The organism is Terriglobus sp. 2YAB30_2 (assembly GCF_052114765.1).
GTDB lineage: Bacteria > Acidobacteriota > Terriglobia > Terriglobales > Acidobacteriaceae > Terriglobus.
The window spans coordinates 189,524-206,611 of the sequence record NZ_JBFRFJ010000001.1 but is presented as its reverse complement, the minus strand read 5'-3'; the positions used below and the strand labels follow the sequence as shown (position 1 = coordinate 206,611).

The 17,088-nt window shown below is 56.1% G+C and carries 19 protein-coding genes; 7 read left to right on the top strand and 12 right to left on the bottom strand.

From position 1 onward, the window contains the following. The first annotated feature begins 94 nt into the window (after positions 1-94). Positions 95-2,257, top strand: coding sequence for a penicillin acylase family protein (locus tag AB4Y89_RS00835; protein WP_442299016.1), 2,163 nt, complete (start codon positions 95-97; stop codon positions 2,255-2,257). Positions 2,258-2,413: 156 nt separating this feature from the next. Further along, positions 2,414-2,803 (top strand): DUF309 domain-containing protein, encoded by a 390-nt coding sequence (locus tag AB4Y89_RS00830; protein WP_442299015.1) that lies wholly within the window; start codon positions 2,414-2,416, stop codon positions 2,801-2,803. Between the two features lie 273 nt (positions 2,804-3,076). Here the strand turns inward: AB4Y89_RS00830 and AB4Y89_RS00825 are convergent, their stop codons facing one another. The 3 genes from AB4Y89_RS00825 to AB4Y89_RS00815 form a co-directional block, all read right to left on the bottom strand. Continuing rightward, a complete protein-coding gene (locus AB4Y89_RS00825; protein ID WP_442299014.1) occupies positions 3,077-3,703 on the bottom strand; it encodes an NAD(P)-dependent oxidoreductase in 627 nt (208 codons plus the stop codon). A gap of 75 nt (positions 3,704-3,778) precedes the next feature. After that, the gene (locus tag AB4Y89_RS00820; protein ID WP_442299013.1) at positions 3,779-6,031 is read right to left on the bottom strand and encodes a beta-glucosidase; all 2,253 of its coding nucleotides are present in this window, start codon (positions 6,029-6,031) and stop codon (positions 3,779-3,781) included. Positions 6,032-6,104: 73 nt separating this feature from the next. Then, entirely contained in the window at positions 6,105-6,386 is a 282-nt protein-coding gene (locus AB4Y89_RS00815) for an ArsR/SmtB family transcription factor (RefSeq protein WP_442299012.1), read from the bottom strand. Positions 6,387-6,454: 68 nt separating this feature from the next. Here AB4Y89_RS00815 and AB4Y89_RS00810 point away from each other — a divergent pair, with 68 nt between their 5' ends. Then, positions 6,455-7,084: a TetR/AcrR family transcriptional regulator gene (locus AB4Y89_RS00810; RefSeq protein ID WP_442299011.1), complete on the top strand. Its 630-nt coding sequence runs from the start codon at positions 6,455-6,457 to the stop codon at positions 7,082-7,084. Positions 7,085-7,594: 510 nt separating this feature from the next. Continuing rightward, positions 7,595-8,161: a DinB family protein gene (locus AB4Y89_RS00805; RefSeq protein ID WP_442299010.1), complete on the top strand. Its 567-nt coding sequence runs from the start codon at positions 7,595-7,597 to the stop codon at positions 8,159-8,161. A 165-nt stretch (positions 8,162-8,326) separates the two neighbouring features. On the opposite strand, the gene AB4Y89_RS00800 is transcribed toward AB4Y89_RS00805, so the two are convergent. The 6 genes from AB4Y89_RS00800 to AB4Y89_RS00775 form a co-directional block, all read right to left on the bottom strand. Next, complete coding sequence (locus tag AB4Y89_RS00800) at positions 8,327-8,827, bottom strand: DinB family protein (protein ID WP_442299009.1); 501 nt, start codon at positions 8,825-8,827, stop codon at positions 8,327-8,329. 168 nt (positions 8,828-8,995) lie between these two features. Next, positions 8,996-9,685: a hypothetical protein gene (locus AB4Y89_RS00795; RefSeq protein WP_442299008.1), complete on the bottom strand. Its 690-nt coding sequence runs from the start codon at positions 9,683-9,685 to the stop codon at positions 8,996-8,998. A gap of 113 nt (positions 9,686-9,798) precedes the next feature. After that, entirely contained in the window at positions 9,799-10,707 is a 909-nt protein-coding gene (locus tag AB4Y89_RS00790) for a sigma-70 family RNA polymerase sigma factor (RefSeq protein ID WP_442299007.1), read from the bottom strand. A gap of 129 nt (positions 10,708-10,836) precedes the next feature. Then, positions 10,837-11,238 carry a hypothetical protein gene (locus AB4Y89_RS00785; protein ID WP_442299006.1) on the bottom strand — a complete coding sequence of 134 codons (402 nt, stop codon included), beginning with the start codon at positions 11,236-11,238 and terminating at the stop codon, positions 10,837-10,839. Then, positions 11,235-11,750 carry an SRPBCC family protein gene (locus AB4Y89_RS00780; RefSeq protein WP_442299005.1) on the bottom strand — a complete coding sequence of 172 codons (516 nt, stop codon included), beginning with the start codon at positions 11,748-11,750 and terminating at the stop codon, positions 11,235-11,237. Before AB4Y89_RS00780 ends, AB4Y89_RS00785 begins: the two co-directional genes overlap by 4 nt. Further along, on the bottom strand, positions 11,747-12,094 hold the full coding sequence (locus AB4Y89_RS00775; protein WP_442299004.1) for an ArsR/SmtB family transcription factor: 348 nt from the start codon (positions 12,092-12,094) through the stop codon (positions 11,747-11,749). Before AB4Y89_RS00775 ends, AB4Y89_RS00780 begins: the two co-directional genes overlap by 4 nt. A 233-nt stretch (positions 12,095-12,327) precedes the next feature. Here AB4Y89_RS00775 and AB4Y89_RS00770 point away from each other — a divergent pair, with 233 nt between their 5' ends. Continuing rightward, on the top strand, positions 12,328-13,608 hold the full coding sequence (locus AB4Y89_RS00770) for a hypothetical protein (RefSeq protein ID WP_442299003.1): 1,281 nt from the start codon (positions 12,328-12,330) through the stop codon (positions 13,606-13,608). Between the two features lie 68 nt (positions 13,609-13,676). Here the strand turns inward: AB4Y89_RS00770 and AB4Y89_RS00765 are convergent, their stop codons facing one another. From AB4Y89_RS00765 to AB4Y89_RS00755, 3 genes are all read right to left on the bottom strand, one after another. Then, the gene (locus AB4Y89_RS00765; protein ID WP_442299002.1) at positions 13,677-13,889 is read right to left on the bottom strand and encodes a hypothetical protein; all 213 of its coding nucleotides are present in this window, start codon (positions 13,887-13,889) and stop codon (positions 13,677-13,679) included. A gap of 24 nt (positions 13,890-13,913) precedes the next feature. Continuing rightward, positions 13,914-14,105, bottom strand: a complete 192-nt coding sequence (locus tag AB4Y89_RS00760) for a hypothetical protein (protein ID WP_442299001.1) — start codon at positions 14,103-14,105, stop codon at positions 13,914-13,916. A gap of 86 nt (positions 14,106-14,191) precedes the next feature. Continuing rightward, entirely contained in the window at positions 14,192-14,749 is a 558-nt protein-coding gene (locus AB4Y89_RS00755; RefSeq protein ID WP_442299000.1) for a hypothetical protein, read from the bottom strand. A gap of 223 nt (positions 14,750-14,972) precedes the next feature. On the opposite strand from AB4Y89_RS00755, the gene AB4Y89_RS00750 reads away from it, so the two are divergent. Further along, positions 14,973-16,088 (top strand): sensor histidine kinase, encoded by a 1,116-nt coding sequence (locus AB4Y89_RS00750; protein ID WP_442298999.1) that lies wholly within the window; start codon positions 14,973-14,975, stop codon positions 16,086-16,088. Further along, positions 16,079-16,846: a LytR/AlgR family response regulator transcription factor gene (locus tag AB4Y89_RS00745; RefSeq protein ID WP_442298998.1), complete on the top strand. Its 768-nt coding sequence runs from the start codon at positions 16,079-16,081 to the stop codon at positions 16,844-16,846. The genes AB4Y89_RS00750 and AB4Y89_RS00745 overlap by 10 nt, the downstream gene beginning before the upstream one ends. Positions 16,847-17,088: the final 242 nt, after the last annotated feature.

Genomic DNA, 17,088 nt, shown 5'->3' with positions numbered 1-17,088 from the left:
ATTGGATAGTGGATGGTATCTGCGCTCATCTACCCTCATCGCCTGTCGGCCGGGTGCCTGCAGAAAACCATTTGCGCTCTATGGAAGGAAGCTCGTGATCAATCGACGGCAAGGCATCTGCCGAACGCTGACAGCCATCACACTGTCGCTTACGGCAAGCATCAGTATTGCGGCGCAACATCGCCAGAAGAGCTCGGACAAGACACCGCACGGCAAGGTGGTATGGGACACCTACGGTGTTCCGCACGTCTTCGCCAGGAACACGTCCGGATTGTTCTATGGATTTGGATACGCTCAGGCTAAAGGACACGGCAACCTGCTGCTCCATCTCTATGGCGAGTCTCGTGGCCGAGCGGCTGAGTACTGGGGAGAAACATTTGCCGCTGCAGACCGCTACTATGCCGCCAATGACGTTGCCGAGCGCGGCACAGACTGGTATCGCCAGCAGAGCGCAGAGATGAAAGCCTATCTGGAGGCGTTTGCGCAAGGCATCAACGATTTCGCAAAACAGCATCCGGAGGAGCTCAGCGATGAGTCGAAGCGGGTGCTTCCTGTCACTGGAGTTGACGTCGTCACGCACTGGGAGCGCGTGATGGAGTTCAACTACATCATGCCTGAACTCAAGGCGCTTCCTTCCGGCACCACCACTACCGAAGCAGCGCTGCGCATGCCGAATTCATCGGAAGTTGCCACAGATGCCGATGGTTCCAACGGCTGGGCGATTGCTCCGGTCAAGTCCGCGAATGGACACTCGATGCTGCTCATGAATCCGCACCTGGGATGGGCCCCTTCCTACCAGACTTACTTCGAAGCACAGTTAAGCGCTCCGGGTATCGATATGTATGGGGCTACGCAGGTTGGCTTTCCCGTTCTTCGCTTCTGCTTTACCGATGACCACGGAATCACCAATACCGTAAACACCATCTCGGCAGGCACCGTCTACAAACTCACGTTACGCGATGACGGTTATCTCTTTGACGGCGCAATACGCAAATTCGACGTCAAGACGAAATCGATCAAGATCCGTCAGGCTGATGGCTCACTGAAGGAAGAGAGCTTCCAGGTTCGCGCTTCCGTGCACGGACCCGTCTTCACCCGCAAAGATGGAACGACGATTGCAGCCCGTGTCGCCGGGCTTGACCGTCCATTCGGCATTGAAGAGTACTGGAACATGGACAAGGCCAAAGGCTTTGCTGCCGTCGAGGCGGAGCTGAAGCGCCTGCAGGTCCCGACCTTCAACATCCTCTACGCCGGGCGGGATGGACATATTCTTTACCAGTTCAATGGTGTCGTTCCTGTGCGAACACACGGCAACTTCGCGTATTGGTCCGGCCTGGTGCCTGGAGATTCCTCTGACAACCTCTGGACCAAAGTTCATCCCTATGAGGATCTACCGAGAGTGCTAGATCCTCCAGCCGGATGGATTCAGAACACGAATAACCCGCCTTGGGTTAATACCGCGCTTCCAGCGCTTGATCCGGCGAAGTATCCGCCGTATATGTCACCTGTCTCGCTGTCCCTGCGCTCAGAACAGTCGGCACTTCTCCTGCAGCAGAAAGACAAGCTTACCTTCGATGACTTCGTTGCTCTCAAACTTTCCACCCGTTCGCTGATGGCCGACCGCCTGCTGCCGGAGCTCCTGGAGGCAGCATCTTCCAGCAGCGATCCACTGGTGAAACAGGCAGCAGCAGTACTGAGCAACTGGAACCACTATGACGACAACGATGCGCGCGGGGCGTTGCTCTTCGAGACCTGGGCCGGCAAGTTTGCAGGCCAGCTCTTCAACAGCGACAAGAACTATCAGGTTCCCTGGAGCATGGGCGACCCTCTCGGGACGCCTAAGGGGATCAAGGACCCTCAGCAGGCCGTTGCCATGCTGGCCGACGCCGCTCGCGACACGATCGCGAAATATGGAGCGCTTGACCGCCCCTTTGGGGAGGTTTCCCGTTTCCACATCGCCGACATCAACGTTCCTGGAAATGGAGGCTTCGGCAACACCGGCATCTTCCGTGTCATAACCTGGAGCACGCTTGCACATGGTGAGCGAACGCCAATTCATGGTGAGACCTTTATCGCACTGGTAGAGTTCTCCGATCATGCAAAGGCGGTCGGCATCACTACCTATGGCGAATCGTCACAGCCCGGTTCTCCCCATCGTGGAGATCAGCTTTCTCTCCTTTCGGAGAAGAAGTTTCGTACCTTCTGGCGGACGCCGTCCCAATTAGCCAAGCACATGGAGGCGGAGATGAAGTTCTAACCCCATTGGGTTCATTGCCGATTCCACTTCTAGCTCTCTCGACTACTGATTTGCGTCATTTTGGGCACATGGAGGAAATTGCGCCGATTCGGATAAACGGAGCTCTACTCGATGGATGCAGAGAAATAGACATGCCCAATCGCCTATGCTGAAAGAGTGTCTCTCGACTGGAAACGCGGAGCGCTTGCGGAGGGCCTTGCCTGCTACCGGAGCGCAGAATTCTTCTTGGCACACGAGCATTGGGAGAGGGTTTGGCTGAGATTGGATGAGCCGGAGAAAAGTTTTCTGCAAGCACTCATTCAGATCACTGCGGCATTCCACCACCTTCGGGTCGGAAACGATGCTGGTGCAACCTCTCTGTTGAAAAGGGCGCTACGACGACTTGAACGCTGTCCTCGCTGTTTTGGAGGGATCGCCGTAACGCCACTCTGTGCGGAAATTCGCGATTGGGTTCGGGCACTTGAGAGTGCACGTCCGTCCAGCCCAATGGCCTTTCCGCAGATTTGTCCGATTGATCAGCTATCAGAGGTAGCGCCTGAATGCTGAGCTCCCGATGCGCTCGGCGGAGACACCTCATCGCGGGTCGGCCGGACAGTCAGTGTGCCATCGCACCTGGAAAGAGCCGAGCGATAGCGCATCGGCTGGAGCCTTACATGGCTAGGGCGTTTTCCCTGTTGCTGGGTAGCCCGGAAAGGGTGTGCAGCGGCGTTTTCATTGCGGAAAACGCCCATAGATACGGAAGCCCTACTCTACATCTACGGGGAAAATGCTCTAGCGGAGTTGCGCCCACCCAGAGGTCACGTATAACAAACGTCCGACTCAATACACCACCCCAAAGAGCTGTTGCAAATGACCTGGTTCCTCAAGCTCATCAACCAGTGCGACGGCATAATCTTCAGCTGAAATGCGGCTCTGACCGTCCTGATCCGTCATGAAGGTACGTCCACTAAGCCTGAACTTACCAGTGCGTTCGCCAGGTTGGATAAGGGCCGCAGGACTGAGACTCGTCCAGTTGAGGTTCGACTGTTGAAGTAGGATGAGCGCCTCTTTATGTGCCAATCCATGTGATTTCCACTCCGGCGGAAAGTTTGGCGTGTCCACTATTGGAACCCCTGGAGCGACTTCGAGATTACCGGCCCCCCCGACCATTAAAAACCGCTCTACTCCTGCTTGCTCCAGGGCTGAGAGCAGAGACCTTGTTGCATCCGCGAGCAGCTGTGTTGCGTCTTCGGGCGGAGCGTAAGCGCTGATTACGGCATCTACCCCCTTCGCGTTCTCGACAATGCCGGCCGAATCGAGTACGTCGCCTGCGCGCACCTCTATGTCAGTGCGCTTGATCTTCGACGGGGAGCGGACGACCGCGATTACGTTGTGTCCGCGTGACATGAGCTCGTTGAGAATTCGACTCCCGATCATTCCGGACGCGCCATACAGCGTGATTTTCATTGACTTCTCCTTTGGTATTACGTTTCTTCGCGAGAAGAAAGATTTGTCGCCCCTAGCTGAGCATTAGAGGAAGCGTCACTGCAAATTGACTGCGGCAGATAGCGGGAGATCGCGCGAAGAGCCACCGACAAGCAAGTTGTACCTGCCAGGAACCATCTTCCATGTGTCTGCCGATTCATCAAAGATCGTGAGCCGATCCCGCTCGATTGCAATGCTGACCAGCTTCGACGCGCCCGCAGCGAGTTTGACACGTGCCCAGCCGACAAGCCGTTTCGGCGGTTCACCCGCGACCTCGGGGAATGACACGTATACCTGAGCAATCTCTATTCCGATACGCGCGCCTGTGTTCTTCACGGTGAACGACGCCGTCATCGTGTCTCCACCCTGCACCTTCAAGCCGGAGTATTCATAGCTCGTGTACGAGAGGCCAAAGCCGAAAGGAAACAGCACGGGCTTCTGCTCTGCGTCATACCACTTGTAGCCAACTTTTAAGCCTTCGTCGTAGTTAATCTGAAAAGCAGGCAGAGTCTGGAACAACACACTGAAGATGTTCGAATTGTCCGCGACGAGATGGTTGAAGTCCGGGAGGGATCCAGGGGGTGGCAATACCAGATTCGGATGCGGTAGGTCGGCATCGCTCCTGGGGAAGGTCACGGCCAATTTCCCGGTCGGATTCACTGCTCCGGTTAGGATGTTCGCCAGGGCTTCAGATCCACGAATTCCTGGATACCAGGCTTCGACCACACCAGCGACTTTGTCGATCCAGGGCATCGTCGCGGGGCCGCCCGTCTCAAGGACAACGATGGTTTTTGGATTGGCGGCGGCAACCGCTTCGATCAGCTTGTTTTGATCTGGAGAAAGATCCAGGGTCGGTAGATCGACAGCCTCTGACTCCCATTGATATGCAAAGACGATTGCCACGTCGGCGGATTTTGCTGCAGCAGCGGCCGCAGTCAAGTCGTCGCCGGAGACGTAGGAAATCTTCGCCGAAGGCATCTTCGCCATGATGGCGTGCAGTGGTGAACTGGGCATCCAGGCAGGCCGGATGCCGGCTGAGAAAAAGTCATGCGGCGGTGGAGGCGGCACAGGCGATCCTCCGGGCGGATCGACCTGTCCCGAACCTCCTCCGGATGGTACAGCCACGTCAGCGTGTCCCCCAATCAGGACTACCGAGCTGGTATCAGTGGAGAGCGGTAATACGTCATTCTTGTTCTTCAGCAGAACGATGCTCTTCTCAGCGATTTCCTGAGCTATCCGGTAACCACCTTCCACATCTGGCACCTGACCTCGCGTCGGATCATCGAATGTACCTGTCGCGAAGAGGCTACGCAGAACGCGATGCACATGTTCATTGATCTCGTCTTGAGAAACTTCGCCGCTTTCCGCGGCTTTCCTGAGTGCAGTCCCGAAGAAGATGTTATGAGGCTGCTCCATATCGAGCCCCGCGTGCGAAGCCTTGACGGTAGAGTGGGTGCCGCCCCAATCTGCGAGGATGAATCCTCTGAATCGGAAATCCCCCTTGAGGACATCGGTGAGCAGGTAGCTGTTCTCACAGGCGAAGTCGCTATTCACACGGTTGTAGGCGCACATTACGGCGCCGGCATCGGAGATCCTGAGGGCGATCTCGAATGCGCGAAGGTCTGTTTCGCGCATGGCCCTCTTGCTGATGTTTACGTTCAAAGAGTTGCGGCCACTCTCCTGATCGTTGACGGCGAAGTGCTTCAAATCTCCGATGAGGTGTTGGGATTGGATGCCTCGAACGAAGTTGCCTGCCAGGGTGCCGGCCAGCAGCGGATCTTCACCCTGATATTCGAAGGTGCGCCCATCACGCGGTTCCCGCGTCAAATTCACACCGCCGCCGAGCGACATGTTGTACCCCTGATCTCGCAGCTCTCGGCCAATGAGCGAGCCGTATTCGAAGATCATTTCCGGATCCCATGACGAGGCCGCCCCAAGGTTGCTGGGTAACGCTGTGGAATATCGCCCCATTGCCGCACCCTTCGTCACGCCATACGATGAGTCGGCCATCTGGATAGCTGGGATCCCCAGTCGAGGAATGGCGTCTGTTCCATCCACTCCCCCCGTCAATCCTGGCGGACTAAAGAAATGCGCGCCCCGACCGTGGAGCAGTGAGATCTTCTCGTCCAGCGTCATCTCTTTGATAACGAGATCGGCGCGTTGATCAGGAGATAGGCTCCTGTCGGACCATGGATAGAGTTTGGGCTGGGGCATGCCAGGAAACTGGGCATGCAAGGCGCGAGCGAATGTCAGTGACCCCGCGAAGACAAGTGCCGCGAGGGCGGGAACCGGAGTAAATGCAAACTTCATCGTTTTGTTCTCCAAGTCTCAAACTCCTCGGAATCCGCACACGCTCGTGAACCGGTCCAACATCGGCCCACACTCAGGTCCTGACTTTGCAGAATCCTGCCAACTCCAATATGGGCTGTAGGCTCGCCGGGTTTAGTCGATAGCACCTAAATCGACCACGTTTCATGACGGTCACAATTCCGACCTTTTTAAGCACGTGAATGTGCTTGGACACAACCGGTTGAGCAATCCTCATCTGATCGGCTATTTCGCCGACAGTCCATTCCCTTCCATCGCCTATCAGTCGGATCATCTCTCGCCGACGCCGTTCCGCAATTGCGTTGAAGACATCGGTAGTCGTCGCAGCTCTAGCCATAATTACAATTTACGAATATAGTAATTCGTAACCGGATGTCAAGCTAAATCGCGAGATATTATTAATCTATGGAGCCAGAGATCACGATTGATCCTGCCGGGGTTTCCGGGCAGAGAGGGCCAGCTGACCACAAGCGCCGTCAGCAGATTCTCCAGGCCGCCGACGAGCATTTTCGGCTCTACGGGTACCGGAAAACGACGCTTGCGGATATCGCAAAGTCCCTGGATTTGTCGACGCCTTATATTTACAAATTCTTTGACTCCAAACAGGCGATTGGTGAGGCGATTTGTACACATTGCCTCGGCGCCATTCTCTCGGAGATTGCGGAATCAGTCGACGCGGCGAGCTCCCCGGTGGATAAATTACGCTGTGTTTTCACGGGATTACACAGCATCGGGTGGCGAGTACGGACCGAGCATCGAAAACTATACGACATGGTTTCAGCGTCTTTTGAGGAAGGCTGGGAATCCGTTGCCCGCTTCAAAGAGGGCATCATCCAACTGGTCCGCAAAATCATCCTCCAGGGACGCGAGTCCGGCGACTTCGAGCGGAAGACTCCTCTCGGAGAGACCTCGAAGGCGATCGCACGAATGACGGAACTGTTCTACCACCCGACACTCTTAGATCAAGCCGGCAAAAAGGAAGAGGATGAGGCACTTGCCGTCGCCAACGTCGCGATTCGATCTCTCACTGCCTAGTCAAACTTCAGAAAACTATTAGTTACAAGTTGACAAAAAGATAATTCATAATCTAGCTTCGATTCCAGTCTCCCTCCTGGAGTGGAAATAGCTATGTCAATCTCAGCATTCCCTACGCATCGGCTTGGTCGCATCCTGCCCACCATAGTTCCTAGTGACCGCGCCACCGACCGACGAGATGATCCAAGAACGACGCCAAATCTGATGCGCGTTGACGCTGCGCGAGCTACGCAGAAGGTAATCATGCGCACACGATTGGAAGTGTCTTCGTGCTCGTTTCCCTCTCGAGCTTTATCCCATCTGTCTCCTGTGAAACCGACGGGTTCGTGAAGTCATATCCGAGCCGCACGCCGCTTACTGCGTTAGCGCATTTTCCTGTAGGCATAGTGCGGGGCTTGTGCATCTATGGTCGTTTTCCTCAATGAAAACGCCGCTGCACGCTCCTCTCGGGATACCCAGCAACAGGGAAAATGCTCAAGCACGAGGTCGCGTGAAATATGGAGGTGCAGTTTGCCAGAACCGCCAGATATCCAGAGAGTTGTCGATGAGCTTGTTGCGGCAGAACACGATGCTGAAAAGCTAGTCGCTGGGCTCACCGAAGAACAAGGTCGCAGGACGGGTGCACTCGGCTCATGGAGCGTGGCGGAGTGTCTTGAACATCTTGCCATCTTCAATCTCATCATTCTTCGCGCTATGCAATCCGCGACGGAGCGAGCACGAAGCAAACGGAGGCTGAGGTGCGGCCCAGCCTCCTCGGGGATAGTGAGCAAGCTTTTGATCGGACTCCTTGGGCCACCAGTAAGGCGTGTCAAGTTCAAGACCGATCCGAGCGTTCTCCCTCGGCAGACTACGTTGATGAATTCTTTCCTGGCATTGAAAGCGTCGCAGGTTGCAGTTAGAGATTTTTTGATGGCAAATCGTGATCTCGATTTGAACTATCGTTTCCCGATGCCCTTCGTGAAGCTGAGGATCCCGTTGGTGGCTGGTTTCTTGGCAATTGCTGCCCACGAACGGCGGCATTTGTGGCAGGGCTGGAGGGCTAGAGAAGCTGTAGAACCAGAGAGAGAAACGATGTAAAGACGAATCGTCCTTCTCACCGTTTTATTCGCGAGCCTTGCCACGCTCGCCGGGTGTCGGCGCCGAGAAAGCCAGTCCGGCAGCATTTGCTTCCTGTGATCTAGGGGCAGGCAAAACCGTCAAAACCGCTTACTCAAGCCCCCGCATGAAGGGGCGAAAAAATATCTATACCGAAACAGGTTTGGACTGCTCCCGTGTTCTTCCAAAAAGTGCCGGAGGGGTGCCTCCCGCGAGCCGGCACATCAATGTGAGTTGACCGCGGTGATGGATGCTGTGCAACAACAGCTTTCGCCAGAGCAGATCACTAATCGTCCAGGTGGTCCCATCTGCATATCGAATCTGTTCCTCCAAACTGATGGTTTCCAGTCGTTTCACACGAGCCACAGCATCTCGGTGGACGATTTCGAATCCAGGCGCTAAGGCTTCTACCGCTCGGGGCCTCTCAATGTGTGCCGGCTTAACATCGAATCTGAATTCTCGTTGCTCAATGCCGAGTGAGACAAAGGCGTCGACCTCGGCAAGATGCCAAGCTAGCTCGCCCATGGAACGGCCACCCTCATCGGGTCGGAGCTCGTAGCGATCGAGTGGCAAAGCACGCAGCAGTGAGAGCGTGCCCTTTGTCTCATGCTCCCATTGCCGGAGGAAGGCTTGCAGTTCGTGGTTCATTTCTCTGTCTCCTATCTAAAGTTGAAACTTCGTATGGCGTATCCTCACCAAACCTTGCATGAAGCAATATTGGCGAGGATCGATTTCAATCGGCGATGCGATTGCGGTGAGGTAACGCTGTTCGCGTATTGCCTTGTCGTCCAACACAACTGTCAGCTGGTAGAGACGTTATGGCTTCGACTTGACGGCTAAGGTTTCATCCACTGGGATCGTGATGACTGCGAATGGCGTCCCTGAATCATCGCCCACAGCCGGAAGATGGCTAGAGTCCTCATTACCGCCGATCATTGAATTCACATAGTAGGGAGCGAAAACCATCATATGAGGATGCCAATGACCGCTCGGTCCGAGGATCTGATCCGCGGACCACATATAGGCGAAGCTCACTCCTTGCCGTTGAGGAAGCTTGCCGTTTATGTATGCCGTCTGAACCGCTTCTGCTATTTGCTCAGGCGTCTTGCCTTCGAGCCCGAGTTTGTTTCTGAATTCGTAATAAGGCAGCACAGTGTGTGCAGCCTGTGGATCGAAGCAGATAGGGGCCCGTGTCTTTGGGTCGTATGCAATATAGGTGCGGACCGGAAGAGGCGAGTAGGTCGGAGCTCCAGTGAATCCGCGCATTACGATACACACAAAGCCGTTATCGCCTTCATGAACTAAGCGATAACCTGCTGGAGTAAACACCTTGATCGTTGCATGGTCTGAGATGCCCGCCGGTGCGGCGCTCTTGGCAAGCGACACCTCGGCTTCCTGGGGCATCAGGTACTCGCTGAGAGGAGAATACTTTTTCTCCTGGGCCATCATGCCGATGGTACTCAGACTGAATAGCACTGCAATTGAACTAAACCTGAACATTGTCATTTCTCATCCTGGCTTGGGATATGTCTTCCGTTACGTCGACTTTTCGATTCGAAGCGTCAATACACTCCTAATACGAAGCCAGTGCCGTCTTGGATACGCTACCCGGCAGCGTTTTATGACTGTGCCGCTTGGGAGTACTCGACGGTGAGAGATCGAATGTTATCGGTCACCCAAGGGCAATGGGTATAGTCCACGATGTCGGTGATACATCCGGAAGCCACGACAATGCGAATCACGGACTCAGCGCTCCATCGATCATCGGTGGAACGCATTGTGACAACCACAGGCTCCCCATCTACAAAGCTCAATGCCATCTTCAATTGAGTTGCCCGTTGCCGATAGTTTGTGAAGTACGGCGAATCCACAATATGGCCGGCGAACCTATCGGCCACGTGAAGACGCGCATCGGATCGGATGAGTTCGCGAATACCATCCCAGTCTTGACGATTGAATCGCTCTACGTAGAGATGGAGGACTTTCATTAATTCAGGATTGTGAGGCTGAGCCGGCGGTGATGGCGCAGGAGATGTCTCCAATTTCGAACGACCGCGACTAAGCGCTGACTTTACTCCGCCAACGGTTGAACCAATCAACTCGGCAATTTCTTCGAGCTTGTAGTCGAAAACGTCCTTGAGGAGAACACATGCACGTTCTTTGGGAGGCAGAGTTGTCACAAGGTGCTCAACTGCCTGACCAACTTCCACAGACAACGGTGCCTCTGGCGTTGCTATCTCTGCAGGCGGGTTTGCCTCGGCCCGGTCTCGTACTCCACGCCGGCGTAGAAAATCGATACAGCGGTTATGCGCTATGCGAAACAGCCACGGTGTCAGCGAGCGTGCGTCATCAAATTGATCCAGCTTCCGATATGCTTCGAAAAGAGCATCCTGAACTACGTCCTCCCCATCCATCGTGGTCCCGGTCATGCGCGAGCAATAACGGTGGAGGCGTGGGCGAATCGCAGTAATCGTCTCCAGGAACGCGAGATACCGCACTTCGAATGGATCAGTCTGATCGGTAGTCATATCCATAACCATTAATACGCAGCTCGACTGCCTGAGGATACGGACACGATTTGTATATCTCTATCTCTTCTCCTTAACCGTTAGAGGAAATATTGTGCTGCACATACCCGATGTGTTCGCCCGGCTCTCTCATCGGCTGCGATCCCGGGTCGCCAACCGGCCACCAAACCACACGCAGGGAATGGATTCGACGGCGATGGAGACGGGATACCAGGCCGGCCCGAGTTGCGCTCCACCGATGACGTAGTAAGCGACGACACCCGCCAGTCCCGCAGCGAGACCTATCCACGCCAGGATCCAGGCGTGGCGCATGGGACGGTCGGGTGCCATGCGAGCCGTGACGAAACCACCGGCGACGGTGAAGAGCGCGCGATAGCCAGAGGCCAGTCCAAACAGCGATGCCGACATGCTCCGAGGCGAACCCGGGAATACGCCTGCGACATGCATGATTGCGTCAGTAGCGGTCGATGCAATCGCCGTGACGAGGAAGCCGCCGACAACGGCTCCGACGCTGCGGATCCAGGGCTTCATGGGCGCTCCGTCTTGCCTTGAGCGGCCATCAGTGTATCCAGTTTGCGCAACTGGCTCTCATGGCCGGCGCGAGCACGCTCCGTCCAAACATCGTCATGCATCGCTTCAGAAGTGATGGTAAGCTTCACGCCGTCGGTGAGGGACTTCATCTCAACGACAGTCGCCACCTCGTAAGGGGGCACGTCAGGCACGAAGTCGGTGAAGGTCTTATAGGCCAGACGGTGAGGCGGCGAGACCTCAGTGTAAGTAACCTTGCACTCGGTGGAGAGCGGCATGCCCATCCGCTTCATGAACGCTACCTGCTCCGGTGCCGCCGCCGTCATCAAATAGACGAGCTGTCCGCCAGACCTCAAGTCGATCGACATCACCATCACGTCGAACCCTTCCGGTCCCCACCAGGACTCTATGCCGTCCTTGGTGGTCCAAAGATCCCAGACAACATCGATAGAGGCTGCATAAGTCCGCTCGATAGTGAAATGCGCTCGCTGGTTCGTGGGTGTGGTTTTGTTCATGATTTCTCCCGAGGGTGGGTCTTGGCGGCAGATTGACGGCGCTCCACGGCGGTACCCAACCGGTCGAGCCGCGCCTCCCAGTGGCGGCGATATCCCGCCGTCCAGGCGTCGAGCTGGTCGAAGGCTTCCCTGCGCAACGAGTAGAGACGCTTTTGTCCGTCCGGCCGCATCTGCACTAGACCTGCCTCCGCAAGAATGCGCAGGTGCCGTGACACGCCAGATTGGTGAATGTCCATACGCTCGACGATGTCACTGACGGAGCGCACCTCCGACTTCATCGACTCGACGATGCGAAGACGGACCGGGTCAGCCAGAGCGTGGAAGATCTTTACTTGCGCGTTCATGTATATACACTATAACGCATATATCGGCTAACGGAATGAACTTGTCATACATACGGATTCTGATTCCACAGCGACAGGTGCGTTCCCAAAATGGAAATCCAACTTTAAAGGTGCGCTTGGATTCAAAAATTCTCGTGCAGGTTGCCTGCATACTGAATTTGCCAAGGCGAGAACTCCTCGGCACTCCTCCCGAAAATAATGGCTGTACGTTAGCCGTTCGAGACCTGCATCCCATGAGATTTTCCCTCCTGGCGCCTTTGCTTCTCTCCGTAGTGTGTGCTTTACCCGCTTCCGCCACCGTAGCCGTTTCTTCCCCAAGCAATAACGCAACCGTGGCCTCATCCGTCCGTGTAGCCGCCAGCGCCGTCACTCCCTGTGCAAAAGGTGTTGCATCCATGGGGATTTACGTCGATAACGCGCTGCGTTACACCGTAGTCGGGACGAAGCTTGATACGAACGTGTCGGTGACACCTGGCGCTCACGTCATCGTCGTGACCGAATGGAACTATTGCGGCGGGTCGAGCACGGCTTCCGTGAGTGTGACTTATCCCACCACCGCAGGCATCACCATCAATTCCCCTGCCAACAACAGTACGGTCGGAACCCCGGCAATGTTTGTGGCGAGCGCAACGACCAGTTGCCCTAAAGGTATTGCAGCTATGGGCGTCTACGCCAATGACAAGTTGCTCTATACCGTGGCTGGACCGAACTTGAACGCTCCCATCACTCTTGGACTGGGCCAGCAAAACGCGACGGTGCAGGAGTGGGACAACTGTGGGGGATATGCAAAAACGCCTGTCAAAGTAACCGTCACCGGCACCACACTCAAAAATCTTCAAGCGGCACCAGGGTGGCACCAGTGGGGACAGCTTCCGCCAATTTATGACATCTGCGATGCGCCATGCCCAGGAGTCACATGGTCGATGAAGCAGAATCAAAAAAGTCCGTCGGTGAGCGGCAATGCGACCCAATTCAATCTCGGGGGGACGGTTCCCTATTCGGCAGTCCTGTTTTCCAACCCTGTTCTTGGACAGGGAAACAAAATGGGGCTTACGGACGACAATCACACCCTTCTACCGACACTCAACAATTTCATCTATGACGCCGACGTCTACATCACGAACTGGGATATCACCCAGCTGCAAGAGTTCGACGTAAACATGTACGCCGGCGGGATTGGAATGGAGTGGGGGACCGAGTGCAACCATCTCAACGGGAATGTCTGGGACTACTGGAATAATGTTGAAGCCAAATGGGTTCCCACCTCCATCCCATGCACGATGAAAACGGGCTGGAACCACGTCACGCTTCAGGTGCAGAGAAAGCCAAATAACGATTTGCTCTATCAGTCTGTCACCGTCAATGGAGTGGTGTACCCGATGGACATCACAGTGGCTTCGAAGAAGATTCCGGTCGGGTGGTGGGGTATGACGATCAATTACCAGATCGGCGGGAACTACAGACTCGCGGCGAATACGACCTATGTAGACAATCTGCACTTCACCTATTGGTAGATCTTTCCCCGCGAAGGCTGAGCCGATCATCACGCGCAGTCGGGCATACATGCAAGTTAAACATTGCCCTAGTCGCCCAGCGGCACTTGGGCTGCCAGTAGAGCCTTCCGATGAAGGCCTCTACTGGCAATCAGATCGAGCCAGTCTTGCCGTTTGAGCTCCCCGATCATCTCCGGTGCTTCGTCCTGTAGCCAATAGAAACACACCCGCAGCACCTCAAAGCGATACTGACCAAGCACAAACCTCTGTGTCGCCTCTGTTGCCGTACGCCCAAGCGCCACGTCTTGATCTCCAGCCCGCGGGAGCTATCGCCGCCACAGGATTGCAAGGCCCGCCGCAACCAGCCATACGCCCACGATGCATCCCAGTATATTTTGACCGGGAGCGTTTCCAAGAGATTTGATGGGCTGATGCGAGGCGTCGAGTGCGCGCCACGCGATATTGAGAACGCCGGCGAGTGCGGTACCCAAGCCATTGAACCAAATGCCGACTTTCATCTGTTGGTCTCCCATGAGTTGCTCGGGTGGCGTGAGTTCTGAGGTGCGAAAGAACTTGGCGTCGTGTCGCGATGACAATGCGGAATCTAATGACTCATCGACGACGTCTCCAGGCACTTGACATCGTGGTTCCAGGGGGCAAAAAGACCACTTGGACTCGGTTTCCAGGTCCAGACGTGAAGGAACCAGAAGCCGATTGAGTCCGCTTTCGTGAGAGCCTGCCCCATAATGCGCGGCGGCTCGCTTGATTTCCACGCCGAGATCGGCACAAGGAACTCCACGCCATTCAATTGAAAGCTGCCGTCGGGCATCTTCTCGTAGACCAGCACCTCCGGGTGCCCCAGATCGAGCGTGGTGTCCAGGAGATCGTTGTTCTGAAAGTGATAGCCCATAGCGCCGGCGGGCTGATGTTCGACGCAGCCGGTGACTTGCTTGTAGCCGGCCGCTTCAGCGGCCTTGGTCGACTTGAACCTGGCGGTTGCGTCCCGAATGGCCATGAGGTCGCGATCAACGGCCTCTCCAAGGCCGCTTGGAAGGACCGCCGGGGTCCCACCCATCGTCTTATCGGAGGTTTGCGCCTCGCTTACGCCCACTAATGCCACCACCATCACAAGCAACATCCACGCGCTCAACTGATTCTTCATGATCCGTGCCTCTTCCTCTCGTCAATTTGGTTCTACTTCTTCGCTATGCCGCCATGCTAGGAGCGCTACGAAGCATGCGGACACATGTTTTTGACCAACTGTTCCGCCCGAATGCCGAACTGGATTGGCTAGCTTGCGAGCGAGGTTGACGGAAGGCCGCCCCATCAAAACCTGGCGAAGCCGACGGGCGGGCCGTGACAAAATGAGGTGAATGTCGCCCTCAATGCGTCAACGAATACGGGTGATTGTAGGAGTCTGGTTCGGCTGGACCATCGCCGGGCTTTTCTACATCGTCCAGGACACGGTGCCGCGCCTCTATCGAGGCGGCGCCGTGCCCTGGAAATACGTCTTCGTCGGCTGGATGACGGGCATGTATGTTTGTGCGGCGCTCACACCGGCGGTCCTTTGGCTAAGCAATCGGTGGCCAATCGAGCGCCGAGTCGCCGACGCCACATGGCACCTCTGCTTTAGCGTGGTTTTCTCCATCTTGTCCACCACGCTTGAAGTCCCGATATTGCTGCTGCTCGGCGCCTTCCCCGCGCTTCCTCCTCCGTCGCTCACCGCCGGAGTGAGGATTATGCTGGGATTCGGCATCCAGAGCGGCGTCATCCGCTATTGGGCCGTGATCGCGTTGCATACCGTGTACCGATCGCAAAAGAATGCCAAGAACCGCGAGCGGGAGGCCTTCGAGCTCAAGGTTCAAGCATCTGAACTTGCCCAGCAGCTCGCAACCGCGCAGTTGAGTTCCCTGAAGATGCAGTTGCAGCCGCATTTTCTCTTCAATACGCTGGGCGCCATCATGGTCCTGATTCAACAGCAGAAGACAGCGCAGGCCGAAGCGATGGTTGAGAAGCTCGGGGATCTACTCCGCCTTACGCTTGAGGACGTGGAGGCCCAAGAGGTCCCGTTGTGGCGCGAGCTCGAATTCCTGCGTTTATACCTCTCTATCGAGCAGGTCCGCTTCGAGGACCGCCTGCGCGTGCGCATCGCTCCGACCGAGCTTTCCGACGTTCTCGTGCCGCACATGGTGCTGCAGCCAATCGTTGAGAACGCGGTCCGCCACGGTCTTGGCCAAAGCGAGGAAGTGGTGACGATCGAGGTCGTGGCGGCGAGTTCCAATGGATCGCTGCACCTCGTCGTCTCTGATGATGGCCCAGGGCTTCTCTCGCCCAAGCCTGGCCGCTCCGGAATCGGTTTGACGAATACCAGAAACCGGCTGGCGCGGCTCTATGGCGAGAGCGCGCACTTGGTCATCGAGCCGGCAGCCGGCCGAGGCGTGCGGGTCACGATTACACTTCCCATCCGGACAGCTCTGCCCGAGGGCTCGCCGTGCGATTGAGCGTCCTTGTCGTGGACGATGAGCCCCTCGCGCGCGAAGGGCTCAAGCTGCTGCTCGGCCGTCAACCCCAGGTCGAGTCCGTCTCAGAGGCGCGCAACGGACGCGAAGCCATTACGCTCATTCGCGAACACAACCCGGACCTCGTCTTCCTCGATGTTCAGATGCCGCGCACCGACGGCTTTGCGGTCGTCCACGCCGTTGGAGCGGAACGCATGCCACCGGTCATCTTCGTGACTGCACACGACCAGTATGCGATCCGGGCATTCGAAATCGCAGCCATCGATTATCTCCTCAAACCCGTAACCGAGGAACGCTTTGCGCTCGCGTTCCAGAGGGCCATTGGCAGGCTTCAAGGCACTCCGCAAGAGGACGCCACAAAACAAGTGCTGGCCATGTTGGGTGCCATCGCGAATCCACCGCGGCAACTCGAACGATTCGCCGTTCGATTCGGTGAGCACACCCTCTTCGTGCCCGTCGACGACGTCGATTGGATCGAGGCCTTCCAGAACTACGTCCGGATCCACGCCGGTCCGACATCTTACCTGTTGCACGTGCCCATGAACACCATCGAGAGCGTGCTTGATTCCAACCGCTTCCTGCGTGTCCACCGATCGCACATCGTCAACCTACGGTGTATCGCGCGGCTGTGGTCGATCGCGCACGGTCAGTATGCGATCGAACTCAAATCTGGACAACGCCTGCAATCGGGGCGCACTTACAGCGAGCGCATCCGCCGTACGCTTACAAATCCGTTTTGACTGGCCTGGAGGGATTCAACCTGGCACTCCCCGCGACCGCGGTCACGAAGACTCCCCCGTCGTGACCGATTACAGCGATTATTTCAATCTCTAAAGCACGCATCGCTTATTCACTGGCCGGACTTTTTCCCGAACGAAGTAAAAACGTTTTCTTGAGAGACACGCAGAAAAACCTTGACTATTGTTCCCTCATCCGGGGTATATTTCGTCGTTTTTAAACCTGCTTCTCTAGGAGTTGTAGG